26 protein-coding genes and 1 pseudogene are annotated in these 25,092 nt (G+C 47.8%); 18 read left to right on the top strand and 9 right to left on the bottom strand.

Annotated features, from left to right (window positions below; translation table 11 throughout):
* Nucleotides 1-3 precede the first annotated feature (3 nt).
* From COW20_16390 to COW20_16380, 3 genes are all read left to right on the top strand, one after another.
* On the top strand, nt 4-1,260 hold the full coding sequence (locus tag COW20_16390; GenBank protein PIW46497.1) for a pyridoxal phosphate-dependent aminotransferase: 1,257 nt from the start codon (nt 4-6) through the stop codon (nt 1,258-1,260).
* A 104-nt stretch (nt 1,261-1,364) separates the two neighbouring features.
* A complete protein-coding gene (locus COW20_16385) occupies nt 1,365-1,832 on the top strand; it encodes a DUF4920 domain-containing protein (GenBank protein ID PIW46496.1) in 468 nt (155 codons plus the stop codon).
* A 20-nt stretch (nt 1,833-1,852) separates the two neighbouring features.
* The gene (locus COW20_16380; GenBank protein PIW46495.1) at nt 1,853-2,452 is read left to right on the top strand and encodes a hypothetical protein; all 600 of its coding nucleotides are present in this window, start codon (nt 1,853-1,855) and stop codon (nt 2,450-2,452) included.
* Nucleotides 2,453-2,460: 8 nt separating this feature from the next.
* Here the strand turns inward: COW20_16380 and COW20_16375 are convergent, their stop codons facing one another.
* Together COW20_16375 and COW20_16370 are read right to left on the bottom strand one after the other, a co-directional pair.
* Nucleotides 2,461-3,852, bottom strand: coding sequence for a hypothetical protein (locus tag COW20_16375; protein PIW46494.1), 1,392 nt, complete (start codon nt 3,850-3,852; stop codon nt 2,461-2,463).
* Nucleotides 3,853-3,918: 66 nt separating this feature from the next.
* On the bottom strand, nt 3,919-7,608 hold the full coding sequence (locus COW20_16370; protein PIW46493.1) for a hypothetical protein: 3,690 nt from the start codon (nt 7,606-7,608) through the stop codon (nt 3,919-3,921).
* Between the two features lie 140 nt (nt 7,609-7,748).
* Between COW20_16370 and COW20_16365 the strand changes: the two genes are divergently transcribed.
* From COW20_16365 to COW20_16355, 3 genes are all read left to right on the top strand, one after another.
* The gene (locus COW20_16365) at nt 7,749-8,237 is read left to right on the top strand and encodes a hypothetical protein (GenBank protein PIW46492.1); all 489 of its coding nucleotides are present in this window, start codon (nt 7,749-7,751) and stop codon (nt 8,235-8,237) included.
* 141 nt (nt 8,238-8,378) lie between these two features.
* On the top strand, nt 8,379-8,636 hold the full coding sequence (locus tag COW20_16360) for a hypothetical protein (GenBank protein PIW46491.1): 258 nt from the start codon (nt 8,379-8,381) through the stop codon (nt 8,634-8,636).
* Between the two features lie 66 nt (nt 8,637-8,702).
* A complete protein-coding gene (locus COW20_16355) occupies nt 8,703-9,245 on the top strand; it encodes a phosphohydrolase (protein ID PIW46490.1) in 543 nt (180 codons plus the stop codon).
* Nucleotides 9,246-9,261: 16 nt separating this feature from the next.
* On the opposite strand, the gene COW20_16350 is transcribed toward COW20_16355, so the two are convergent.
* Complete coding sequence (locus COW20_16350; protein PIW46489.1) at nt 9,262-9,780, bottom strand: hypothetical protein; 519 nt, start codon at nt 9,778-9,780, stop codon at nt 9,262-9,264.
* 139 nt (nt 9,781-9,919) lie between these two features.
* The gene (locus COW20_16345) at nt 9,920-10,834 is read right to left on the bottom strand and encodes a hypothetical protein (GenBank protein PIW46488.1); all 915 of its coding nucleotides are present in this window, start codon (nt 10,832-10,834) and stop codon (nt 9,920-9,922) included.
* Nucleotides 10,835-11,024: 190 nt separating this feature from the next.
* Between COW20_16345 and COW20_16340 the strand changes: the two genes are divergently transcribed.
* The 7 genes from COW20_16340 (at nt 11,025) to COW20_16310 (ending at nt 16,522) form a co-directional block, all read left to right on the top strand.
* Nucleotides 11,025-12,887: a molecular chaperone HtpG gene (locus COW20_16340; GenBank protein PIW46487.1), complete on the top strand. Its 1,863-nt coding sequence runs from the start codon at nt 11,025-11,027 to the stop codon at nt 12,885-12,887.
* 48 nt (nt 12,888-12,935) lie between these two features.
* Nucleotides 12,936-13,763, top strand: coding sequence for a hypothetical protein (locus tag COW20_16335; GenBank protein ID PIW46486.1), 828 nt, complete (start codon nt 12,936-12,938; stop codon nt 13,761-13,763).
* A 60-nt stretch (nt 13,764-13,823) separates the two neighbouring features.
* The gene (locus COW20_16330) at nt 13,824-14,048 is read left to right on the top strand and encodes a hypothetical protein (protein ID PIW46485.1); all 225 of its coding nucleotides are present in this window, start codon (nt 13,824-13,826) and stop codon (nt 14,046-14,048) included.
* Between the two features lie 87 nt (nt 14,049-14,135).
* Nucleotides 14,136-14,681 carry a hypothetical protein gene (locus COW20_16325; protein ID PIW46484.1) on the top strand — a complete coding sequence of 182 codons (546 nt, stop codon included), beginning with the start codon at nt 14,136-14,138 and terminating at the stop codon, nt 14,679-14,681.
* A 2-nt stretch (nt 14,682-14,683) separates the two neighbouring features.
* Nucleotides 14,684-15,193 (top strand): peptide deformylase, encoded by a 510-nt coding sequence (gene def, locus COW20_16320; protein PIW46483.1) that lies wholly within the window; start codon nt 14,684-14,686, stop codon nt 15,191-15,193.
* Between the two features lie 35 nt (nt 15,194-15,228).
* Nucleotides 15,229-15,411, top strand: a complete 183-nt coding sequence (locus tag COW20_16315) for a hypothetical protein (GenBank protein ID PIW46482.1) — start codon at nt 15,229-15,231, stop codon at nt 15,409-15,411.
* Between the two features lie 142 nt (nt 15,412-15,553).
* Entirely contained in the window at nt 15,554-16,522 is a 969-nt protein-coding gene (locus tag COW20_16310; protein PIW46481.1) for a hypothetical protein, read from the top strand.
* Nucleotides 16,523-16,910: 388 nt separating this feature from the next.
* Here the strand turns inward: COW20_16310 and COW20_16305 are convergent, their stop codons facing one another.
* On the bottom strand, nt 16,911-17,531 hold the full coding sequence (locus COW20_16305) for a hypothetical protein (GenBank protein PIW46480.1): 621 nt from the start codon (nt 17,529-17,531) through the stop codon (nt 16,911-16,913).
* A 168-nt stretch (nt 17,532-17,699) separates the two neighbouring features.
* Here COW20_16305 and COW20_16300 point away from each other — a divergent pair, with 168 nt between their 5' ends.
* Nucleotides 17,700-18,236 (top strand): hypothetical protein, encoded by a 537-nt coding sequence (locus COW20_16300; GenBank protein PIW46479.1) that lies wholly within the window; start codon nt 17,700-17,702, stop codon nt 18,234-18,236.
* Here COW20_16300 and COW20_16295 read toward each other — a convergent pair.
* On the bottom strand, nt 18,229-19,020 hold the full coding sequence (locus COW20_16295; protein PIW46478.1) for an alpha/beta hydrolase: 792 nt from the start codon (nt 19,018-19,020) through the stop codon (nt 18,229-18,231). The genes COW20_16300 and COW20_16295 overlap by 8 nt on opposite strands.
* Nucleotides 19,021-19,499: 479 nt before the next feature.
* Between COW20_16295 and rplU the strand changes: the two genes are divergently transcribed.
* The 4 genes from rplU to COW20_16275 all read left to right on the top strand — a co-directional run bounded on the left by rplU (nt 19,500) and on the right by COW20_16275 (nt 21,667).
* Nucleotides 19,500-19,814 (top strand): 50S ribosomal protein L21, encoded by a 315-nt coding sequence (rplU, locus tag COW20_16290; GenBank protein ID PIW46477.1) that lies wholly within the window; start codon nt 19,500-19,502, stop codon nt 19,812-19,814.
* Between the two features lie 15 nt (nt 19,815-19,829).
* Nucleotides 19,830-20,102 carry a 50S ribosomal protein L27 gene (locus COW20_16285; GenBank protein ID PIW46476.1) on the top strand — a complete coding sequence of 91 codons (273 nt, stop codon included), beginning with the start codon at nt 19,830-19,832 and terminating at the stop codon, nt 20,100-20,102.
* An 11-nt stretch (nt 20,103-20,113) separates the two neighbouring features.
* Nucleotides 20,114-20,461, top strand: a complete 348-nt coding sequence (locus COW20_16280; GenBank protein ID PIW46475.1) for a 50S ribosomal protein L19 — start codon at nt 20,114-20,116, stop codon at nt 20,459-20,461.
* Nucleotides 20,462-20,587: 126 nt separating this feature from the next.
* Nucleotides 20,588-21,667, top strand: coding sequence for a hypothetical protein (locus tag COW20_16275; protein PIW46474.1), 1,080 nt, complete (start codon nt 20,588-20,590; stop codon nt 21,665-21,667).
* A 497-nt stretch (nt 21,668-22,164) separates the two neighbouring features.
* On the opposite strand, the pseudogene COW20_16270 reads toward COW20_16275, so the two are convergent.
* The 3 genes and pseudogenes from COW20_16270 to COW20_16260 all read right to left on the bottom strand — a co-directional run bounded on the left by COW20_16270 (nt 22,165) and on the right by COW20_16260 (nt 25,007).
* A pseudogene (locus COW20_16270) lies at nt 22,165-22,485 on the bottom strand (histone).
* A 680-nt stretch (nt 22,486-23,165) separates the two neighbouring features.
* Nucleotides 23,166-24,398, bottom strand: a complete 1,233-nt coding sequence (locus COW20_16265; GenBank protein ID PIW46473.1) for a hypothetical protein — start codon at nt 24,396-24,398, stop codon at nt 23,166-23,168.
* A 117-nt stretch (nt 24,399-24,515) separates the two neighbouring features.
* Complete coding sequence (locus COW20_16260) at nt 24,516-25,007, bottom strand: hypothetical protein (GenBank protein PIW46472.1); 492 nt, start codon at nt 25,005-25,007, stop codon at nt 24,516-24,518.
* Between the last annotated feature and the right edge of the window lie 85 nt (nt 25,008-25,092).

The raw sequence follows: 25,092 nt of genomic DNA, 5'->3' as shown, positions 1-25,092 counted from the left end.
AGCATGCCACAGAATCCTTTTCCTGGTTTTCGCTATGTACCCCGCACTGGGGTAATTTATGTCATGAACCGTGCGGCTCAATTGGGTTTCAGCTACGATCACCCTGAATGGGCCAATCTGGGCCAGGGAGCCCCCGAAGCAGGTGAACTGCCCGGCGCTCCCCCCCGAATCACCGAAGTGCACATCGATACCCTGGCCCAAGAATACACACCTGTCGCAGGCTTGAAAGCCTTGCGCCAAAAGGTCGCCGATTTCTACAATGCCATCTATCGCCAGGGCAAATCCTCGCAGTATACCTGGGAAAATGTCTGTATCTCAGGTGGAGGCCGCCAGGGCTTGACCCGTGTCGTGGCCGCTTTGGGAGAAATCAATATCGGGCATTTTATTCCCGACTATACGGCCTACGAAGAAATGCTGCATACCTTCCGTGGTTTTATTCCGATTCCGATTCAACTTCCCGAAAGCGAAGGTTTCAAACTCTCGCAAAAATTGCTCAAAGAGGCGATTCAGGGCATGGGGCTGGGGGCTGTGCTTTTCAGCAATCCCTGCAACCCCACCGGCCAGGTCATTGAAGGCCAGGAATTGCAGGACTGGGTCGCACTCTTCCGGGAAGAAGAGGTGGTCTGTATCGTCGATGAGTTCTATTCTCATTATCTCTACAACGATTACCACCCCGACACACCCCGCATGATTTCAGCCGCCGCTTGTGTTGAAGACGTGAACAAAGACCCCGTGGTGATAGTCGATGGCCTGACCAAAAACTGGCGCTACCCCGGTTGGCGTGTGAGTTGGACTTTGGCCCCCAAATCAGTGGTGGAGCTGATTTCCAGCGCGGGCTCTTTTCTCGATGGCGGGGCCAATCACCCCTTGCAGAAAAAAGCCCTGGAACTGCTCGACCCCGACCTCTCCCGCCAGGAAACCCAGGCCATTCAGCGCAGCTTTATGGAAAAACGCAGCTACGCGCTGAAACGTCTGCGTGAGATGGGCATTGAAATTGCGCTGGAACCCCAGGGCAGTTTTTATGTCTGGGCCAATCTTGAAAACCTGCCCGAAGCCATCAATGATGGCATCAAATTCTTTGAAGCGGGCTTGTTAGAAAAAGTGATCACCGTGCCTGGGGTATTCTTTGATGTCAACCCCGGCAAACGCCGGCGTTCTCAGAAATTCAGAAATTATACCCGTATCAGCTTTGGGCCAGAAATGAGCAAGGTGCAGCAGGGTTTGGATGCCATTGAACGCGTGGTGCGCAAGCACTGTTGAATTTAGGTAGGGTTTAAAGCGTAAAGTTCAGAACCCTTACTGCTCATTCTGCAAAAGTGTTAAACTGCCCCTGCCGATCCAGTAACCTGAAGGAGCTTTTCGAAATGAAACGTAAAATCTTTGGCCTCTTGATGGCCGCAACCCTGGTACTCAGCCAGGCAGCCCAGGCAGAACAAGTCTTGGGCAAACGCCCCGCCCTCAAAGAAGTGATTAAAATTTCGACCCTGCTCGATCACCCTGAAAACTACCTCGGCAAAACCATCAAAATTGAAGGCATCGCCATGGATGTCTGCCCCACCCGTGGCTGCTGGATGAAAATCAAAAGTGATCGTAAAAAAGAGAGCCTGCTGATCAAAGTGGATGATGGCGAAATGGTTTTCCCCATGTCGGCCCGTGGCAAAAACATGGTGATTGAGGGCAAATTGATCAAAAAAATGATGCCCCTCAAAGAAGTGCTCGAACTTGAAGAAGCCCGCGCAAAAAAAGCAGGCAAGCCCTTTGACCCCAGCCAGTTTAAAGGCCCGCGCCCCATGTATATGTTCCACCCCACGGGCGTGGTCGTTCAAGACTGAGCCCCCAGCCCAGAAGCAAAATGAGCAGCGAAACACCCCGGCCCAAGAAACGCCGTCCCTTGCAGTTTTACACTATTCTGCTGCATCGCTATCTGGGCTATTTCTTTTTGGGAACCACGGTGGTATACGCCATCTCAGGGCTGGCGGTCAACCATATCGAAGACTGGAACCCCCAGTTCAATATTGCCAAACAAAAAGCCAAGATTGCGGCTTGGAAAAATCCTGAAGATTTGCAGGCAAGCGAAGCCCAAACCCTGTTTGAGGCGTTTAAACTCAAAGCAGAGTTTCAGGCTAAAAATGTCTTCTATCCTGACGATGACACGGTCGAAGTGCTGATCAGCGCCAATGAAAAAATTCGCGTCGACACCCAAACCTGGCAGGCCGAACATGAAGTGGTCACGCGTCGACCCGTTCTGCATCTGTTTAATTTTTTACATCTCAACAATGCCAAAAAATTCTGGACCCTCTACGCCGATCTTTACGCCTTTGCGCTGCTGCTGATCGCCCTGACCGGGCTGTTTATGAAAAAAGGCAGCAAAGGAATATGGGGTGAAGCCGGTCTCTGGACCCTGGCAGGCATGGTTTTGCCTTTTCTCTTGATTTTGCTCTATTACCGCTAAAAACAGGTTCAGTTCTGGTTCAAATCCAAGACCAGTTCATGCAGTAAATCCAGGCCCCAGAAAAAACCAGCTACGCCCAGACGTTCATCATTGCCATGGGCCCGTTGCGAGGTAGCTTCATCTACCCGATAGGCCTCAAAACCATAGACGTTTATGCCCAAGGCCCGAAACAGTGAGCTATCGGTTGAAGAAGTGAATATCGTAGGAATCACGGGCAAACCAGGGCTATAGCGATGTAAAACCCGCTTCAGGCTGCGCATATAGCCCGAATCGGGGGGCGAAAAAAGCGATTGATAATATTCTTCAACTTCAATTTTGACACTCGGATCGCCAATCGCTTCGTTAAGCTGCTTTAAAAACACTTCTTTGTTCTGACCGGGCAAGAGGCGGCAATCCAGGGTCAGACTGGCCTGGTTGGGGATAATATTGGTTTTGTCGCTGCCCTTCATGCCCGTAATTGAAATCGTATTGCGCAGCATGGCGTTGAGTTCTGGCACTTGGGCCAAGCCCTTGAGAAATAGCGGATTTTTAAGCGAGGTGGCCATATCTTTCTGATAACCGGGTAGACGGGTCACGTCTCCGCCAAATTGCAAGCGCAGACTGTCTTCAAGCCCAGGCAAAACCTGAAAGGGAAGCTGCTCAGCAAAGTGCATGATCCGGCCAGCGGCCTGCAAGGCCCGATTCACAGCATTATCGGCCATGGGCACCGAGGCATGGCCGGGCGTGCCCTGAAAGGTCAGTTTCAACCAAAGCGGTGATTTTTCACCCATGCCCACCATGGCATAGAGCGCTTTGCCCTGTGCGTCTTCGGTCACAGTTTTGCCCTCATCAATCAAAAACTCTATTTTTTTGAGCAGTTCAGGATGATCATGAATCAGACGGCGCGCCCCGAGGGAATTGACCTCTTCATCGGCCACCGCCAGAAAAATCAGGTCGCGTTTGAGCGGTTGTTTTTCACGCTTGAGCCGAATCAGGGTAAACAGATCCACCATGCCCTTGCCTTTGATATCTATCGCGCCACGCCCATAGACAAAGCCCTTTTCGATTTGCCCTGAAAAAGGGGGCACACTCCAGAATTGGGGGTCGGCAGGCACCACGTCCATATGGTGAAGAAAGGCAATCGGGGGCTTGCTGCCATCGCCGCGCAGAATCGCGTAGAGATTGGCGCGGTGATTTCCCAAGTCAAAAATCTGGTTTTCAATGCCCTCATGATCGAGAATCTGTTTGAGAAAACGGGCTGTTTTCAGCTCCTGCCCAGGTGGATTGCTGGTATCCAGGCGCAGATAGTCTTGAAAGGTTTTCAAGGCTTCCTTTTGCAGGCCTTCAGGTGCGGGCTTGGCCCAGCCTGCCGTTTGCAGACTCAAAAAACTCACAAGTGAAAGCAAAAGCATGCGTTTCATGAAAAGCCCCCAGGATTTTTTTTCAGGATACGCCCAATTCCAGGCTTTGAAAAGCCCCGCTTGAATTTAAGCGTGGTAATCGAAATCAATCCGCAGCTTATTATCTGCGCCCAAACTGGGGTTGAGTCGGGTATGTTTTGAGGCTTCGGGCCCCAAAATCTGGCGCATCAGATCCTGTACGGGAATTTTGATCGTCGAAGAACCTCGGGCAGAGGCCTTGGTAATGCCCTGCTTTTGCAATTGCTCCAAAATCGTATCCCGTGCGCTGCCATGAATCAGGTCAAGATCTAAAAAGCCAAAGAGCTTGGCCTGATCCACCTTGATTTCAACCGTATCCCCGCTGATTTTCGCGCCCACCAGAATATCGCTGACCACTGAATGATCAAAACCCACTTCGATTCGGCCCTGGTTCAGACGGGTTTGCGTTTTCTCCCCTGTTTTCTGGGCCACCAAATCATTCAGCCAACTGATGGCCATCTGGCTGGGAGAGAGGGTGACACTGCCGCTGACCCCTTGGTTCCCGGCCTGAACGCTGACATCCAGTTTGCCCAGGCTGGTTTGTACCTGATTCACACCCAGCTTTAAATCCCAATCAAGTTGAGCTTGGGCATCACTGCTCAGGGCGCCATCCTGAACCTTGACAGCCACACTGGGGTTTTCGATTTTAAACTGCTGGCCGAGTAAATTTAAAAACTGTTGTAAATCCGGATGGTTCCGGGCCAAACGCATCAACTCTTCAGAGCGAATCGTCGAAACGCCCCTGAGTTGGTCGGTTTCTGAGCCCACAATCTTACCCGCTTGAATCTCCAAATCTGTTTGACCTGTCAGACGGGTATGGGCCTTATCGCCCTGCGTATCGAGCGACCAGCTGGATTGCAGATCAGCAGCCAGTCCCTGGTTGGGCTGAACGACCGCAGAAAGCTGACCTTGGGCCTCAAAGTGACCATTGGCATTGGTCACTTTGGCTTTTTCTAGCGTCCCATTCAAAGCCAGACGATCCTCACGGGCAATGACCGATCCTTTACGCAACTCAGCGCTGACCTGAGCCCCCGGTGTCTTTAAATCGGCCTGGGCATCCACCCCTTGAACCGTCAGTCCCTGCGGGGAGGTACGCACAGCCTCAGCTTGGGCTTTCAGATTGCTTTGGGTCTGGCCTTCGGGCCCATTGACTGTGGCATCCGCCTTAAGTTTCAAACCTGTCGCTTCAGCAGCTGAGGGTAAAAAACCCTGCTGGTTGAAATACTGAAGCATATATTCCAGATAATTGGGTTGAATGCCTTTGGCCTTTGCAAATTGACTCCGGGCCGCAGGGTTCATCTGCGCTACCTGGCGCCACTCCTGATCCGTCACTTGGGCCATGATCGCTTTTACTGTCTGAAAACTCAATCCCGTTCGGCCCGGTGTCAGGCCCTGAGGGGTAAGCAAGGCCTGAGCAGGTTTGTCTTTCAAGCCGAGACGAAAACCCATGAGTCGGGCTGCCGATTCAATCGCTCCCTGATCAGAATGGGCTCGGATCTGTTCTGCTGAAACAGTGGCCCCCGTTTCAGAAAGCACTTTGTCGTCGGCTTCGGTGCTTACACGCACACTGGCTTGAGGTGCATCGACCCGGTGCTGGCGGCCATCGCTTTCAAAGGCCTGGAAACCTGCGCTGGCATTGAGCTTGGTTTGTGTTTGCCCCACAAAACCCTGGTCTTGGAAATATTTACGCAAATAGGCCAAATAATTAAGCGGCAGTTTTTTCTGATTTGCCAGATTTTTAAGCGTTTGCTCATCGGCTTGCGCCAGACTATGCAATTCGGAATCGCTAAATTTTTCCAAAAGCTGGCGTACGGTTTGGTGACTCAAACCGGTTCGGCCCGGTGTAATGCCCTGAGGGGTGAGCAATTGCTTGGGATCCCGGCTGAGCAATTCCTGTTTAAATGCAGCCAAACGGCTGGAAAAGTCTGGGCCTGAATCACGGATCGCAGCCTTGAGATCGGCCTGGATCGGGCCCGCATTGACCCGCGTGCCCTGTGCATCAGCAGCCAGAGCAGCCGAGGCAAGGTGAGCACTTACTTGCCCCTCTGTTTCTGTCCCCGTGGGAGTACGGGCCTGAAAATGGGTCTGAAGATCCAGCCCTTGAATCTGTGTCAGCAAAGATTTTTGATCGGCCTCCAAATTCAAGCGCTCAAGTTTAAAATCCAAACTACCCTGTAAACGGGTGTCAGAGGCCAGTGATTGGGTCAATTTCTGCACATCTCCCAAAAGCGCTTGAACAGGTTCTTCTTTCAAAAAAGAGACAAATTGCCCCAATTGAGCGGGGTCAAGGCCCAAATTCTGGGCTGCCTGTGCCAACTCGCCCTGATTGGCCGAACTGAGCAGAGACTTCAATAAATCTGAGGGCACCTGCGCCAAAATTTTTTCAAAGCTCTGGCGATCCAAGCCATAGTTCTTGAGGCTTGAATCTATTTGGGTTAAGACCTGATCAATCTGGGTTTTCAAGGTTTGAATCCGTTGATCGGTTAAGACCCCAGCGGCCTCCAGATGGCCTTCTGCATTTTTGATTTCAAGCGAGGTTTTATCGCCTTCCTGCCGCAGTTCAAGATCAGCCTGTTTGACGCTGAGTTGATCGGGGGGAAGATCCTGGCGGGGTTCAGCCAAAACACCCTTGTCAGATTTTTCAGTCGAACTGCTGCCCGTAATCTGCGCGTTTTCACTGCTGATCTGCACACGGCCATCGGGCAAAATACTGAGCTGTGGATTTTGCGGCTGCAAACTCACCCGGCTGCCATCGACCAGACTGCCTGTGCCTGCCAGATCCTTACCATTCAGACTGAGTGTGCCTGGATGGATATAGACCCGGCCTTTTTCACGATCCCAATCGAGATCCAAGACACTCTGAATCCCAGAACCGGCATCCACTTTCAGGGTGCCATCGGCGAAAAATTGCTTCATGACCTCAGGATCATTGCCTGTGACCCAGGCCAGCCCCTCGGTGGCCCTGTCACCCGCCCAAGTCGCAGCATCGCTCACCCCTTGGCTGATGGCCTGACGGGTTTGCTGGGGATCATAGCCCAAAGCGCCTACAGCCGCATCAAAACCGGCATTGACTTGCTGAGAAGTCCAGCCCAGCACCGCGTCTGCCCAACCCGGTGGGGTTTGATCCAAGCGAGGAGCCACCCCATTTGGATCAGGTTTTGCAGCATAATCCAAAAACAAGCGCCCGTTTTCACTGCGCAAATCGGCAACGTGAAGCCCCCCTGCTTTGATTTTATAATAGCCAGGCTCACCATTTTCTGGGGCCTGGTATTCCACCTCGGCAGCGGCCAAACCATGGCTCAGGCCCTGTACTGTCTGCTGCGCAATTTGGCGAATAAAATCCTGAGACAATTTCAGATCAATTTTTTGTATCGAACCCTTTAAATCATCCGGGGAACGGTTTTCAAAGCCGTTGATATCTTCAAGGTTCAGACCTTCCACATGCACCTGAACCGGTGAAGCTTTCGGAGCCGCAGGGGGAGGGCCCTGATCTTCAAAAAAGAGCAATACTGAATCGCTTTTACCGGCTTTTAGGTCAGCCAAAACAGCATGGGTATCCTGAGGATTTGCGATCTTGTGGGCGAGATTGGCTTCCAGCCAGGAATCAAACTGGGCTTCTGCCGCCTGGGGATTTTCCTGCTGAAAAACGGCTTTCAGTTGAACCAGTTCCTGACGGGTCAGTTTTTGGTCTGCAGAAAAACGTGAAAAAGCTTGTTGTGACGAGGAAATCTGGGTCAAGTGAAGCCTCCAGCCGGATTCATACTAAACAGTTTACAGGGTATCGGTGTTTTAATTATAGGAGTAAAACCCTAAAACCTGACGAAAAACCCAAAGTGCTCCTCAAGATACGCTTGGGTGAGTTACGAAAGCGAGAAATCATGTCGTATATTCTTGAATTACGAAAAATAGTCGGCAAACGCCCCTTGCATATGCCCTCTGCAGTCGTCCTGCTCTTTAACCCCGAAAACCAACTCCTCCTGCAACACCGCACCGACAACCGGCTTTGGGGCCTGAACGGTGGTGCGATTGAACCCGGTGAGCCCCCTGAATCAGCTGCCCGTCGCGAATTTCTTGAAGAAACGGGCATGCGTGTAGAAGCCTTGCACCTGCTTCAGGTCTATGGAGGCCAGAGGCAATTCGTAGAATATCCCAATGGCGATCAGGTCTGGTGCTTGAATATCGCCTATCTGGCGGTCTCTGCCCAGCAAGTTCAAGCGCCGGATCCAGAAGAGACTTTGGATTTACAATATTTTGACCTGGAGGCCCTTCCCACCGATCTTCACGCCTCCGATCAAGAGGTTCTTGAAGATTTACGAAACCGCTGGACAGAGGTCCAAAATATTTTGGCAGCCCTGCGCAACCCATGATTTGTCAACTTTGAAACACGAATGTTATTTAAATACATTTTACACTCTTAAAAGCAACATTTATGTAACAGACAATGCTATAATTTTTTTAATTGATGGTCTTCCAGTGATTTTGCCAGCGTTAGAAAAGGAGTGAAAACAATGGCTCACCACGTCTTTATTACCCCGGAAGGATTTCGTTTTTTTGTACGCAATCGCTCCCTGTTTTGGCTAGATCAAGTACCTGAAACGCTTGAAACCCCCAACCCGATTGAGCTCACAGAAATGCTTTTTGGTTGGTTTTGCGCCGAAAACAATCTCTCCATTCGCAATGGAGAAGCGGGAGACCTTTTGCTCGCTGAAGCGTTCACTGAATTATTGGGCGGACGCAAACTCAAACAGGATTTACAGGCTGCATAAATTATTTTAAAACACCAAACGCAAAGATCTGTTATCATGCCAGCAAAATTCGCATGGATGCATTGCATGATCAAACTCTCACGACTATCTCAAGCGCTTTGTTTTGCCGCTGAAAAGCATAAATTTCAATTGCGCAAAGATTTGCGCACCCCTTATATCAACCACCCTCTGCAAGTATTGGCCGTTTTAATTGAAGAAGGCCAGGTGGAATCTGAAGATATTCTATTGGCCGCAGTACTGCACGACACCCTTGAAGACACTGAAACAACCCCAGAAGAGTTAATCCACATTTTTGGCGAATCTGTTTGTCATTTGATACAGGAAGTCAGTGACAATAAAAGTCTTCCCAAAGCAGAACGCAAAGCCCTGCAAATCTCGCATGCCCCCAACCTGAGCCCAGAAGCCAAGCAAATTAAATTGGCAGATAAAATTTGCAATCTGCGTGATTTGCTCAACCAATCCCCTCAAGATTGGCCCCTTGAGCGCAAACAGGCCTATTTTAAGTGGGCAGAAGCGGTCGGAGAAGGCTTGAAGGGTGTCAATCCCAAACTTGAAGCAATTTTTGAAAAGACCCTGGCCCAAGCAAATCAATTACAGGAATCAAGCTAAATTATTTCAGCCCATTTCAATCTAATCCGTTCAAAAGATTTTCCAACCAAGCATGGGCTCTGTTCAAATTGAATCCGCGTGGAATATGCACAAACGCGTAGGGTATCTGGTTTTGCTGTGCATAGCGGCTAAGGGTATACATTGAAAAATTACAGACATAGCGTCCTGCATCATAGGAAACACGTGTATCACTGCGTAAGGGCAAATGCCAGGTGACAGGCAAAGAAACAGGGCCCTCAGCCTCTATCACGGCTTCTAAGCCTTGGGATTTGTCCCGCATCAGATTCCAGGCTTTGCGTTCAAGTCGCAAAAATTTTCCACGCGGGCATTGCCCCAAGCCCAGAATATAATCAGGTTGAAGGGTCTTTACGGGTTCCAAAAATAGTTCAGGCTCAAAGCGCACGGGTAAAATCAAGGTTTCAAGCTGGGCGCGCTTGGGCAGCCGTAGAAGCAATGTTTGGGTAATATTACGACGGTAATGGCGAAAGGGCCCAAATCCATAGACCAGTATCGTGGGATTTTTATTTTTAGGCATGATTCTCTATAATACAAAAAAATGCGAGAAAGCAGGGACACGATGCAATTTGAAATTTCAATCAATGCCACCCTGCGGGCCGCCAGCGGAGAAGCTTATCGCTATCCCATCTGCCTGCGGTTGGTGAAATAAGGGGCTCTTAAAGGCGAATCTCGTAGAGCTTGCCTGCGGCCCCAGCATCAGGACTGTTCACCGTGGTGGCATACAAAACCCGCTCTGTCGCGCCAAAGGTAAAACTGCTCAGATAGGCCTCGGGAAAAGAAATGCTACCCAGTAAACGGCCTTCAGAACTGGTCACCAGAATTTTGCCTTCTCCCCAGAGTGAAATATACAATTGTCCCTTGCTATTCACAGCAATCGCAGAAGGAGCTGGATCTTCCAAGGCTGCACTTGAGGGGGTATAAATTTCATTGATTTTTTTCAGCACCCGACCATTGCTCAATTGAGTCTCGTTGACATCAAATTGGCGAATTTGGCGGCTGAGAAATTCACCCACATAGAGCGTTTTGCCATCGGGTGAAAGCGCCAAAGACTGGGGATAATCCAATTGACTGGCCACAGGCGTAAGCAAAGAACGACTGGGAGAGAGATAGTAAATCTGGCCTTTGCGGGCAGCAGCAGGACTGGGTTCAGAGACATTGCTAACAGCCAGATAGGTGCCTCCCCGACTGTCTTGAACCAGAGCCTGAACTCCCACCAGAACACGGTTCTCTGAATCTTTCAGAATCGAATCCGTCTCCTGGCCATAGACATTGATCAGTTTGAGTTCATCCTGACAGGCCACCAAAAATTGATTGTCGCGGGTCGAAACCAGGGCATCGGGTTGGCAGCCCTTTTCAGACCAGAGCAAATTGCTCTGCATTTTGTCCCAGATCATAATCTGATCCAGCCCCTGCTGCGCATACAAAAGCCGCTGTTTATACCAGGTCGCCGCTACAGGCCCAGCCGCAAGATTCTGCATAAGTTTGACACGGTTATCTGCCGCCTGTGTGGCATAGGAAGTGCCCGCCCAGAGAGCGACGGTCAAAAGAAAAGTGAAGGATTTGCGTAACATGGCTGACCTGCCTGCATCGGAAAGATGGCTCTATTGTACCAAAATCTTTTAGGGGAAAGGCAAAGGCGATATCACCTATAGGCCAACATATTCAATCTTAACCTGGATTTCTGGTAATATTTACGGATAGAGATAAAGATATTTCAATTTCACAATTCAATTCTCTTTAAGTTCTGGAGGTTTTTTAAACATGAGTACTGCCGAAACCATTTCTCCGCTTGAGGAAGGAACTATCTCCGTTCAAATGGAGAATATCTTCCCGATTATTAAGAAATGGCTGTATAACGACAAAGAAATCTTTTTACGTGAATTGATTTCAAATGGTGTAGACGCCATTGCCAAACTCCGCCACCTGACCGTGATGGGCCAAGCCGAAAAATCGGATGAGGAATTCAAAGTTGATATTAAAATCGACAAAGAAGCCAAAACCCTTTCTATTATTGACAACGGCATTGGTATGACCACCGAAGAAGTCAAAAAGTATATCAACCAGGTGGCTTTTTCCAGTGCCGCTGAATTTATGAACAAGTTCGGCGATAAAAACAACGATATTATTGGCCATTTTGGTTTGGGATTTTATTCTGCCTTTACGGTTGCCAGCAAGGTTGAAATTCATACCCGTTCCTATCAGCCAGAGGCCGAGCCCGTGCTCTGGAGTTGTGATGGCAGCCCCCGCTTTGAATTGCATGCGGGTCAGAAAGAAGGGCGTGGCACAGAAATTCGCCTCTATCTTTTGGATGAAGAAATGGAATTTGCTGAAGAAGCCCGTATTCAGCACCTTGTCAAAAAATACTGTGATTTTCTGCCCGTTCCGATTACAATCAACGGCAATGTGGCCAACAGACAAAAACCGCTTTGGGAGCGCAGCCCCCAGGAAGTCAGCAAAGAAGAGTACTTGGAATTTTACCGCTATCTCTATCCTTTCTCACCTGAACCCTATTTTTGGATTCATTTGAATGTAGAAGTGCCTTTTGTGCTCAAAGGCATTCTGTTTTTCCCAAAATTGAGCCATGAATTGGATCCCGCCAAGGGCAATATCAAGCTCTACTGCCACGATGTCTATGTTTCAGACCATGTTGAGGATTTTATTCCCCGCTTTTTGGTCACGCTTCAAGGCGCGATTGATTGCCCGGATATCCCCCTCAATGTTTCACGCAGCATGCTTCAGAATGATCCCTATGTTCAGCGTGTTTCGACCCATATCACCAAAAAAGTCGCCGATCGTCTTAAAGAAATTTACAATAAAGACCGCGAAGACTTTCTGCGCAGCTGGCAGGATATTCACAGCTTTATCAAGGTCGGCATGATGGAAGACGATAAATTCTATGACAAAGTCAAAGATATTGTCGTATTTAAATCCACCCGTGGTGATTACACCACGATAGAAGAATATCTGGTGCGCAATCCACAATTGGATAAAAAGGTTTACTATACCTCCGACGAAGTCGGCCAGGCCCATTACCTTGAGCTTTTCAAGCAGCAGGACATGGAAGTGCTCAGCATGAATACCCTGATCGATACCCATTTTATTCAGTTCATGGAATACAAAAACCATGAAGTGAAATTTGCACGTATTGACTCAGATATTTCTGAATCGCTGGTCGATAAAGACAAAGCCAAGATTGTCGACCCCAAAACCAATAAAACCAGCGATGAACTGATTGAGGAAGTCTTCAAGCAAGAACTGGCTGTTCCCAAGCTGCATATCAAGGTTGAAACGCTTAAAAGCGAGGATATTCCCGCTGTGGTACTGCTGCCAGAAAATGCACGCCGCTTGCATGAAATGAGCCAATTTATGCAACAGGCGGGCATGAATGAGCATGTCGACAGCCTGCTTGAAGAGCATACGCTGATCATCAATGCCAATAACCCCCTGATTCAGAGCCTGCGCAAACTGCACGGAACAATGTCTGAAAAAGACAATCTGCATCTGATTTGCCGCCATGTCTATGATCTGGCCATGATGGCGCATCAGCCGCTGCGTGGAGAAAAGCTTACCCGCTTCCTGAGCGATTCCAATAAAGTCCTTCAGGCCTTAAGCAATAAGCTCTAGAATCTAATTTTCGAGAAAGGGAACAGACGCTGACTGTTCCCTTTTTTCTTGATTCGTATCAAGAGCGTTAAAATTAAATCTGTTTCAGGCAAATATTTGATCTATCATGAAAGTGCGACTCAGTGCGCAGAAAAGGAACCTCCCATGAAAAAATATCTACTTCCCACTTTATTCGCTCTCAGTTTGACCACCGCCTGCAGTCCTGCCGGTGTCAATGCCGTTGTTGATGCCTTGGCCAGCAGTAAACCCACAACCCCCACGGCTTCTTCAAGCCCCAGTACTCCTGCCAGCACGGTTCCCAGTGCTCAACCCGGCCCAGGAACCGTTCCGCTGAGTGATATGGCAGCCGCCATTGATGCTTTCCGAACTGAATTTGATACCGCAGGAAAAACCTACCAAGGGTCGATTAAAATGCTCTTCAAAGCTTTGAGCATGATTGAAACAGATCCCGCCTTGGCAGAACATCTGGTAACGCTTTGTCTGAATGGCAAACAAATGTACGAAGATGCAAAATCTCCCACAGGCTATGATATCGGCTCCACCACCCGCTATATGTTGACCGAAATGAAAAACAAACCTGAAGTCGTACGCAGTTATATCGGAGGAACCGTCGAGAAAAACTATGCTGACTATGACAAAGTCAACCTGCCTTTGAATTTCCCTCTGAATGGTACGATGATCAACGGGCTGCGCGTTGACAATACGATCGAAGCCGAAGGTGCGACCAAAGGCCGGGTTTATATTCAGAGCGCGGGCAAAGATTTTCCCACCCCCATCACCCTTGAACAAAATGCCAAGGGACTTTGGAAAATCAATACCAGTGATTTGAGCAGTATCGCCACAGGCGTGAAAAAACCCGTCAAAACAGACTTCTAATCCCTTCAGAGCGCCACAGCTTGGTTGTGGCGCTCTGATCCTGAAGAGCAAGGAGCATTTATGTCAGCGTGCCAGTTTCTCGAAAAAAGAGTTCAGTGTTTCCCTCAGCCTGACGGTGAAAAACGCATGCAGGCCCTGCAAATCTGTCGTTATTTAGAAGATTTACCAACAGCACAACGTCGGGCCAGTATGGGGGAAGAAGCCCCAAAGCCACCCCTTGACAGCCTCTGTCCCTGGGCCTGGTCAAATCAGGATCCGAAGGTTTGTAAATTCTATAAAGCCTAAATTCACTCTCCATTTCAAAGCGAATAGAGATATCCGTTCAGCCCTGATATACTAAAAATCACCCTTATCTCTAGAAAGTGTCTGAACATGTGTGCAGATTTCCCTCAATATCAGATTCTGGCCATTCAAGGGCAGAATAAAACGGGCATTGTCAGTCGGGTCACCGAAGTACTCTATCGACATGGCATCAATATCATGGATTCTTCAATGACCACTTTGCGGTCAGAATTCACCATGATGATGGTGATTGAAACAGGGGAGCAGGCCTCTCCCTTTGAAAACGAACTCATGGCCCTCAATAGCGAAAGTTTGAGCATCTTCCTACGGCCGCTCTCCGAGCGTGAGGCCTGTCATGGAAGCAGCGAATGCATCCCCAATTACAGCCTCTCTGTCTTGGGGCGTGACCAGACGGGCATGATTTATCGTTTTTCAGAACTGATGCATGCCCAAGGTATTAATATTACTGATGTAACCACCCGTCTGCTCGATAGCCGCAGTCCCGCACTCTATGCCATGATTATAGAATGTTATCTTGAAGCCGCTGATGCAGAGCTGAATACTAAAATTCAAACTTTAGCTCAAGAAATGGGTGTTGATGCACGCTTTCATGCCCTTGATCAGATTGAAATCTGAACATGGCGATCCGTGAAGTACTGACAGCCCCTGATCCCCGCTTGCGTCAGCAATGCAAAGCCGTTCAAAATATTTCAGAGGTTCAAGAATTAATTCAGGATTTGTTGGATACCATGCACGCTTCGGGTCATTCTGTAGGCATTGCAGCCCCCCAAATCGGAGTTTTGGAAAGAGTCATTGTGATTGATTGCACGAAGCATGTCAAAAAAAGTCTGGGGCCTCTGGTTCTGGTCAACCCTGTCATCCTCCAGCGCGAAGACAGCTATGCCATGCGCGAAGGTTGCATGTCACTGCCTGATTTTCTGGGCCCGGTGACTCGGGCGCGCAGAATCAAAGTTAGCGCATTAAATCGCGAAGGGCAGACGATTGAAATTCAAGCTGCAAAATTTGAAGCCGTGGTGATACAACACGAAATAGATCATCTCGATGGCATCCTTTTCATTGACCGGGTCAGTTCCCCCCGTACAGAGCTGATCCGCCGCAGCGAACAGATGCAGAAACCTGAAGCCTGAGTTTAAAAATTACAGGGCAAAACCAGAAAGTTCAATTGAACCCTTCAAATTCCAAAATGGTAAGCAACCACGACAATATCAGCAAGGAAGTCAGCAGCCTGAAAATGCCGCCCCAAGGCACACTCACCATGACTGCAGAAGAACGCAAAATAGTCGTGAATTGGTGCACTGCGCAGGAAAGCACAGAGGGTACTTCCTGGTGGAAACGTCTGTTTTAATTCCCTGCCCTGGCAGGAATGTTCAGAAGGCTTTCAAAGCCTACGTTTCCACCGCAGATATTTAAGAAATATTAAAAATCTGCTAAACTAAAGACTAAATCCGAGAGAGTTGCCTTTCTCCTCTATTTAGACAGGAAACAGTATGCAATACGCCAATAATATCCTTGAACTGATGGGAAATACCCCCCTGGTACGTCTCAATCAAGTCAACAAGGGTGTAAAACCCTTAATGCTCGTCAAAGTTGAATATTTTAATCCCGGTGGAAGCGTCAAAGACAGAATTGGGCAGTATATGCTCGATGCGGCAGAACGAGAAGGCCTGCTCAAGCCAGGGGGTACCATTGTCGAACCCACCTCAGGCAATACCGGCATGGGCCTGGCTTTGGTTGCCGCGCTGCGGGGCTATAAGTGCATTTTTACCTGCCCTGACAAGGTCAGCATCGATAAGATCAATACCTTGCGGGCGCTTGGCGCAGAGGTCATTCCCTGCCCCACCGCCGTGGAGCCAGAAGACCCCCGCAGTTATTACAGTGTCGCCACACGTCTGGCCAGTGAAATTCCTGGCGGCTACCAGCCCAATCAATACCAAAATCAGAACAATCCTTTGGCCCACTATGAGACCACAGGCCCTGAGATCTGGAAGCAGACCGAGGGCAAAATTACCCATTTCGTCGCAGGGGTAGGGACGGGTGGAACCATCAGTGGTGTGGGCAAATATCTCAATGAACAAAACCCTGAAATTCAGATCATTGGGGTAGATCCCCAAGGCTCGATCTATTCAGAGCCCGAAAATGTACACCCCTATTTGATTGAAGGCATTGGTGAAGATTTTTACCCTGGCACCTGCCATCTCGACCGCGTACATGAATTTGTTACGGTCTATGACAGGGAATCCTATGATATGACCCGCAGACTGGCTCAGGAAGAAGGCCTTTTCGTAGGTATTTCCTGCGGTTCAGCGGTGGTCGGCGCTTTGCGTTATGCCGAGAAACATCAATTGGACGAAAATGCAGTGATGGTCATTATCCTACCAGATAATGGCAGGGGTTATATTTCCAAAGCCTTTAACGAGGATTGGCTACGCAAAAATGGCTTGATCGATTCATTTTAATTTCTAAGCATCTGGTTTCCTGTGAGCAGGGAACCAGATTTTAATTTTTTTGTCTGCTTCAATTGAGAAATCACATCCAAAGGTAGCTCAATATGCAAAAATCCTATCTCTTGCTCAGTTTGTTTCCACTCATGACCCGCGCTCAAATCAGTGCCCAGCGGGTCTCAAACACGCAAGAAGCTGGCAAGTCCTTCAAAAAATAAACGCAAGGTCGGAATTGCGAAGGCAATTCAAGCCAGCCAAATCTCCACTTTGGCATTCCCTGGCTGAGAGTCTTGCTCGCATAAACATGGGTCTGAGACTATACGTATTGGGCCTATTCTGAACAGACTGAAAAATTCCCAATAAAAAAGACCTCAAAAGAGGCCCTTTTTATAAAATATTCTGTTTAGAAATGCTTCAACTTCATATCATTGAGCAATCCCGCAAATTCATTGCGTGAAAGCAAACCATCCTGGTTGATATCGTGGCTGGCAAAGGTATTCTGATTGCCTTGGGTTGCCACATAGCCTCCGGCATAGGCTTCGTTAAAGTTTATAAAACCGTCTTGACTGGTATCCAAGGCTTTGAAATTTGCATCTACCAGATCGCCGACAATGCGCTTAAATTCACCCAAGCTGACCTGCTGGTTGGCATTGCTGTCTACTTCCTGAAAACTTTTCGCAATCAAAGAGCTAACGGCTGAAAACTCTTGTGCATTCAAACTGTTGGAACGATCTGCATCATATAGCTCAAAGTTTTGTTTGGCATAGTGTGAGATCGTGCCCAATCCCACCCAATCTGCCATACGGCCAAAGGCATTGCCAATTCCATTCATCATGCGTTTCATGGTACCCGCCTGCTGGTTTGGATCCAATTGGGCAGAGCCCGAATTACTGGAAGTATAGCTATCAGCACCATAGGGGTTGACCGTTGCAGAAGTAGGCGCAGAGGCAACGGTTGCAGAAGTCGCAACAGGATAATGATAGGGGGAAACGACATAACTTGAGCTTGAAACTGTATTGACCATTGATCGAAACCTACTTTTCGCCTTGATAAAGCATCTATCGTAGAAAGTGATAAAAATATTCTTAACAAATAGCAATCATTTGATTAACAATTAGTTAATTTTAATGTAAGCAGATTTTAATCTTACTATCGTCTCACCATCATGAGCTGTTCAGAGTAATATGATTAGATGATTCAAAGTTTTTTTCTGGGCATGAGCCTGGCCATGGATTGTTTCGCCATTTCGCTTTCACAAGGTATGCGCAATGGTTCAGGACACAAGCATCTGCTGCGTCTGGCCCTGCTTTTTGGGATTTTTCAAGGGGGCATGCTGCTCGCCGGTTGGGCTGGCGGTAATTTATTAATGCAGGCCATGGGCCCCGCAATCGATTGGCTCGCAGCTCTTCTGCTGGTTGGCATTGGGGTTAAAATGCTCAAAGAATCCCGCGAAGAAGAATCAGAGGAAGAACCTGAACTCAATCAAATTCGAGATTATTTTATTCTCTCGATCGCTACCAGTATTGACGCCTTGGCAGCTGGCATCTCACTGCCCTCCCTGCATATTCCGGTACTGATGGCCACACTCATGACAGGATTTACCTCGTTGGGAATGGCCCTGATCGGGGGTTATTCCGGAAAACGTCTGGGAGAACATTTGGGCTCACGCGCAGAAATGATGGGTGGCCTGGTTTTGATTGGTCTGGGCATCAAAGTACTGCTCACATAAACCAGCGCTTCAAAAATATCTTTAACTCAGACAAAAAAAGCTTGGGTTGTTCAACATGTAGCCAATGCCCTGAGCCCGGAATCTGAATAGATTCAAACGTCTCAAAACGCTGCTGAAAATCCAACTGATCTGAAGCCTGTATATAAGAAGACAACGCTCCTGCCATCACCAGAACGGGTATCTCTTTGCTCAAAGCATGCACTGGCAAGGGAACAGCCCCCATGATCTTGGGCAAGTCCTTCAACAAGCCCGATAAATTCATTTTCCATCGCCAATTTGTATCTTCACGCTGCAAGCTTGAAAGCAGAAACTGCCGCACCCCACGATCAGGAACGGCAGATTCGAGCAGAAATTCTGCTTCCTGTCGGGAACTGAGGGTTTGTAAATTCAGTCTCAATAAACTTTGAAGCAGATGGCCATGAAATTCACTCTCATAGGCTCTGGCAGCCACATCGACAATAATCAGGCCCGCTGCTTCCTGAGGGTAATCAAAGGCAAACTGCATCACCGTTTTTCCCCCCATTGAATGGCCCAAGAGGATCGGTTTCTCCAGCCCCTGTCTTTGCATAAAATTGAAAAGATCTTTCGCCATCAAAGGATATGAAATAGCCTCTGTCCAGGGTGATTTGCCATGATTGCGGGCATCAGGTAAATAAATACCAAAGTCAGAGGACAAAGCCCGTGCGATTTGCCGCCAATTGCGGCCAGCGCCATAGAGGCCATGCAGGCAAATCAAGGGGGGACCTGAACCCAGTTTTTCAAAAGCCAATTCAATCTCAGTCATATTCCACTTCCCGAAAAGAATCCAGGAATGTTAACACAGTCTGTATTTCTTGAGAAAGAAAGAAGCCAAACCCGGAAATTCTTGAGTTTAAGTCTAGCTTAAAGTTGATTGAAACCACCTCTCAGAGCAGATTCTCAGGAATGCGTAAAGACATCTGGTTGATGGCAGCAACATAAGCAGTTAAATTCGCATTATCAAATGCTTCAGGAAAAACTAGTCAATAGAACACAGCCTGTGTTATGCTGACTCTCACGTGCGTTGCGGGTGCGATCTGTCTTTGTAACCCTGTTTCCTGAGAATGAAACATTAAAGCAGTCAGAACGTTGAAGTTAAGGAATTTTTCCCTCCCTTCTTAAATCCCAGTAACGCCCCTGCGGTCGGATCCGGCCCGATGAAGAGCCCCCTCAAAGCTTTGCATCTCTGTCAGATCTGATATTTATTCTGAACACTATTTTCGCAGTCGTTTTAGGTGGTCAATCATGTACGCAATTATTGAAACCGGTGGAAAGCAATATAAAGCTGAACAGGGCCGTTGGCTCGAAGTTGAGTTGCTTCATAGCACCGAAGGCAATACTGTCAACTTCCCTGCTCTGATGGTTGTTGATGGTGAAAAAACAGTGGTAGGCGCTCCCCACGTGGAAACAGCCACTGTCACTGGTAAAATCCTCAAAGAGGAAGTCAAAGCTAAAAAAGTGGTTTCCTTCAAGTACCGTGCCAAAAAAGGCTATCAGCGCAAAGTGGGTCACCGTCAAAAGTATACCCGCGTGCTGATCGAAGAAATTCGCTTAGGTTAAAGGAGAAACTGAACCATGGCTCATAAAAAAGGTGTAGGCAGTTCCAAAAACGGGCGCGACAGTAACCCCAAATACCTGGGCGTGAAGCGCTATGATGGTGAAAAAGTCACCGCTGGTAGCATCATTGTACGTCAACGTGGAACCCATTTCCATACTGGCAACAATGTGGGTATTGGCCGCGATTTTACCATTTACTCCCTGATTGATGGGGTTGTAAAATTCGAACGTCGTGGTTTGAGAGATCGCAAAATCAGCGTTTATTCTCAAGCTGTGGCCCAGGAAGGATAAGGATTTCAGACATGTCACAACAACTGATGAGAGAAATTACCCAGTCCCAGTTGAAAGACGATGTACCTACCATGAGTTCCGGCGACACTGTTGCCGTTCATGCCAAAATCGTTGAAGGCGGAAAAGAACGCGTTCAGGTTTTCGAAGGTGTCGTTATTAAACTCCAGGGCAGCGGCATCAGCCAGACTGTTACCGTGCGCAAAATGTTTCAGGGAATCGGCGTTGAACGTACTTTTCTGATTCATTCTCCCCGCGTCGCCAAGTTCGTGCTGAAACGTAAAGGCGCTGTGCGTCGTGCTCGCATCTACTACTTCCGGAGTCGTAGCGGAAAATCTGCACGTATCCGGGAAAAAAGATAGATTCACCGGAGACCGGCTATTTTACGCAGGTTTTTCGGTCGTCTTTTCGGCAAAAAGAGCTTTTCTCCCAAGCCTTCTGTTCCAATTCGCATTAAGCGTCAAAGAGCAGAAGGTCGACGGGAGAAGTTGCTTTTTTTGCTTTTTTGCATTCTTTCATTTTTGGTTCATGGAGTCGTTCTTGTCAGTTTTGCTGGGAGCATGAAATTTCATAAAATCTCAGCAAAAACCATGGAAGCTCAAGATCCCATCCAGGTTGAAACGGTCAACTTGCCCCCCCAATCGCCTCCCCCTCCCGAAACAGAACCTCAAAAGACAGAGCCCGCTCCCCCCACACAAAAGGGTGAAGACTTGATCGCAAAAAAACCAAAGCCAACGCCCACCCCCAGCGCAAAACCCAGTCCTGCTTTGGCCAAACCCAGCCCCACCCCCATGCCGACGCCCAGCCCTTCAGCCAGCGAACTGAGCAAACCCTCTCCTTCGCCTGAGGCCAGCCCGACGCCAATACCTTCTCCCACTGCAAACTTGCCTGAGGGAGAAGCCCAAAGAAAACAGGCAGTACAAAAATACTTTGCCGACCAAGATCTTGAGATGCCCGAAGAATTGCCGCCGGGCTTTAAATCCTGGGAAGATTACGAAAAATTCCTGACCGATGGCGAAGGTTTTGAGAAAAAAGCCAATGATATGATGCGCTTGCCTGAAAATACCACAGGTTCTGAAAACGCTTCTGGAAACCCTTCACCCAATTCTTCCCCTGCCTCAGGATCACCTGGAGAAAACACAGGTGGACGCGAAGGCTCACGCTTGGGCTTTCTAGACAGACTCTTTGGCGAGCAGGATCAGCCTCAAAACTTTGATACAAATGCCACAGAAAAAGATCTGGATTCCAGCCGGGATCGTCTGCGTGATTTGGCAAAATTAGATATATCCCACCTCCCCCCACCCAAACCTGCCACCAATATCAGCAGCGGAAATTTGGGCTTTGAATATATACGCTTTGATCATGATCAACTGCGTTTCCAAGCTCGCTGGGACCCCGATGTTCAACCCGAACTCAGGCAAACGGATATCAATTATTATCCCCCCAATGATCCTGGGCAAATCAAAAGTTTTTCGCTCAAATGGCAACCCCAGTGGGAAGGCGATCAGAATCAGTTGATTACTTCTGTACAAATCCAATACGAACGCCTGAAACGCAACAAGCCCTGAGCAAAACTGCCCAGGGCCTGATTGAGATTAAATATCAATTATTTCAGCAATTGTCTAAAAAACGACTTTGCCGCATCTGCTAGGCGATCGACCAGCAGATCTACACTGGCAAGATCCTGTTGCTTAAAGCTCTGTTTGCCATTGTCTTTGGCCTGTGAAGTGACAAGCGGCTGACCCGCAGAATCAGAAGCCAATCTGAAATAGTAGGAACGCCCTTTTCTTTCACGCACCACCAAGCCTTGCTCCAGTAAGAGGGCAAGCATCTTGTACATATTCGCTGCATTTTGATTCAGACGTTGGCATAATTCAGGATTTGACAACATTTTTCCTTCAGCCAAAACCTGAAGAATACCGCGCCGGGTTTCTCCTGAAGGAGAACGCCGACGACGTGCCGGACGCTCAGAACTTTCAGAAGAAACCTGAAGAACGGCTTCCTGTGCTGGTTTTAACCCTTTTTCTGCAGCTTCAACTTTGACTTTGGGCTTAGGTCCGGGTTTTTTTTTTGAGGGAGCATCTGCTTTGGCAGGAGCTGCTGCTTTAGCAGGGGCCTTGGTCTTGGCAGGGGCTGCTGCTTTAGCAGGAGCTTTGGCCTTGGCAGGGGCTGCTGCTTTAGCAGGGGCCTTGGCCTTGGCAGGAGCTGCTGCTTTAGCAGGGGCTTTGGCCTTGGCAGGGGCTGCTGCTTTGGCAGGGGCTTTGGCCTTGGCAGGGGCTGCTGCTTTAGCAGGGGCTTTGGCCTTGGCGGGAGCTGCTGCTTTAGCAGGGGCTTTGGCGGGTGCTGCTGCTTTAGCAGGGGCCTTGGCCTTGGCAGGGGCTTTTTCTACTTTCTCAGTTGAAGTAGAACCATTTTGTTCAGGGGCAGCTTTGGATTGAGCTGTTTTTTTCGATCCAAGAACGGATTTCTGATTCGATTTGTTCATATTTTTTATTTCCTTTGGAATCTTACTCGGCTTCAACTTAAACATTAAGCGAGCGGGATGACTTGATTTATCTTCCCGACGGGACAAGATTCCCTGACTGGAAAGAGTCTTAAGATCATTTGTAATATCTTCTGTTTTGAGAGAGCATAAATCTGCAATATCTTTTATATACATAAATTCAAGCTTATTTGCTAGAACTAATAAAAGCTTTTCTCTTCTTTTTTGCGCTTTCTGTAGGGTAACTTCTCTGCTTTTCGCCAAAATTCAAACCTTCTTTCCAGATTAGAATAATGATTCATTCTAAATTCAAGTGTATTTAGTATAATAAAAGCTTTGTTTTTTTGCAAGTAAACTCAGAATTATTCAAAAAAGAGTCAAACAATTCAAATATAGAAAACGAGTTTGGATAATTACATTCATTTGAAGTTACTTACGAAATAAGCGGGAATTGTTGGTGTTTCAAATCACACATTCCAAGCAATACATTCAATTTCTGTCCATTCGATTTCAACTGGAATACTGAATTTCAAATAAAAGACACAGAAAATGCTAAAAAATTAAAATTGATCTTGTTTAGAATTTTAGCTGGCTTGAGAAGAAGAGAAGGGTTCAGAAAAGCTAAAATGATAATCCTTTAAAGCGCGAATAGCACTCCTAAAACCACTCTCAGCAATTTGCTCCATGGTTTCAGAAGAAAGGTTGAAATGGTCAGAAAAAAAGAGCTGTTCTTCATGATCTGAAGGGTGAATAAAGATATAATCCACATTGGGATTGTAATCAAGTTTCACCATCATATGTTGCAGAAACTCTTCCTTGAGTTGAGCTGAAAGCCCTTTTTTATCAAAGAAATAATTGATTTCGTTCATGACACGCGTTTTTTGCTCATGCAAGTCCCGAGCGCCCATTATCCGAGACTCAACCAATTGGTAAATGGCCTGAACCAGAATGGATGGGATTCCAAAGTCTGCCAAAGAACCAATTTCCTTACGATAACGGTAAGGCTGATGGGTATAAGAAACAAGGATCAAATCACAACCTGCATCTTTGGCAATATGCGTAGAGAGCGTTTTGCGAATTTCACCATCGAAGGTATAGACATCTCCTTGAGACGTATGCAACTGATAAGGCTTAAAGATTGGGGGCAAACTCATAGACGCCGCTGCGGCATGTGAAACATCCACATGCGTATCATAGCGGGTTTCCTCTTCGTAAAAATGAACTTTCTTACGCATCAGGTCCAAATCCTTAGGGCCCAAAATCAAGCGCCCCGGATTATCCAAAAGCGTCGTAACAATATACAGTTCTGGATCCAACTCATCAAAACGGTTTGAAGGAAGAATCGAACGTCGCAGATAGTTTTCAAGTTTTTCTGTAGAATAAAAGCCATTGCTGCAGAAAAAGGCCTGCAATAAAGATTCGAGACTTTTGTGGCCGCGTACAGAAAGTGCTTTGGGCAAGCGGGGAAAAAACTTAAGCAGCGAATCCAAGAGGTTGGGATAGAGCATCTGGCCATAGGATAAGCTGGGAAAACGCGGATTGCGATGGCCTAAAAAGCTGTGATAAATCTCTTCAAGCGGATGCCCACTGGCGATCAAAGCACAGGCAAAGGCACCGGCAGAAGATCCTACCAAGACTTCAATTTCACGTCCATTTCCAGCCAAAGGGGGAGACTTGGTTTTCAGGCCGGTACGAAACTCAAAGCCTTTCCGTTGCAGGGCAAGCGCCACTCCCATATGGTAGCAGGCAGCTTTGGCGGCACCACCACTGGCAACAAATCCGACCCGTTGTTTACGCTTGATTTTCTGCACTGCCATTGCATTTGCTCCTATAAGAGTTCCTAGGGCGAATCCCCTATTTACAGCATACAGGCAAAATGAAGCAGCGTGTCATAAAACGCAAAAAAAATTCAAGTCAGGAAAAAAAGCAGCGGATTATTTTGAGGCAGATTCAAGCTTTAAACGAAAATCTGCAGCCAAGGAACTCATTTCTTCGACCATGGTTGTCACCACATCAGAAACAAATTCCTGGTGATAAAGCGCTTTGCCCACTAAAAATAAATGCCGATGTTCATTCATGCTGACTTTTGTAAAGACCAGCTGCTGAGCCAGTTGCAAAATTTCAGGCAAAACATGGGCCTGCGCATCGCTATACTCGGTAAGATAAACCTTACAGATCAGAAGATCCCGGCCCTCATTGAAGCCTTCTTCACAAAATTCTGAACTCACTGAAACCGCTTCGTGCAGGGTGCCTTCGGAATCAACAAATTCAATCTGATAAGTTTCGTCTTCCAGATTATAGGACCATGTCGCATCCAGGCGTTCGGCCACTGACTCAATCAGGTTTTCGAACTCCAGATATTCAATTTCATCATCCAGAAAACTTTCCGCACCTAGGGCAGAATCAGGCACAACACCTGTAAACATGAAGCCACTCCAATAGAAAAGGCGAATAAGGTAATCACACTCGACAGGCTTAATTGTGATACGTTTCAGAGGCAAATGTCAACAG

Source organism: bacterium (Candidatus Blackallbacteria) CG13_big_fil_rev_8_21_14_2_50_49_14 (genome assembly GCA_002783405.1).
In the GTDB taxonomy this organism is placed as follows: Bacteria; Cyanobacteriota; Sericytochromatia; order UBA7694; family UBA7694.
Note: the sequence above shows the minus strand (reverse complement) of the source record. Positions and strands in the feature narration are given on the sequence as shown.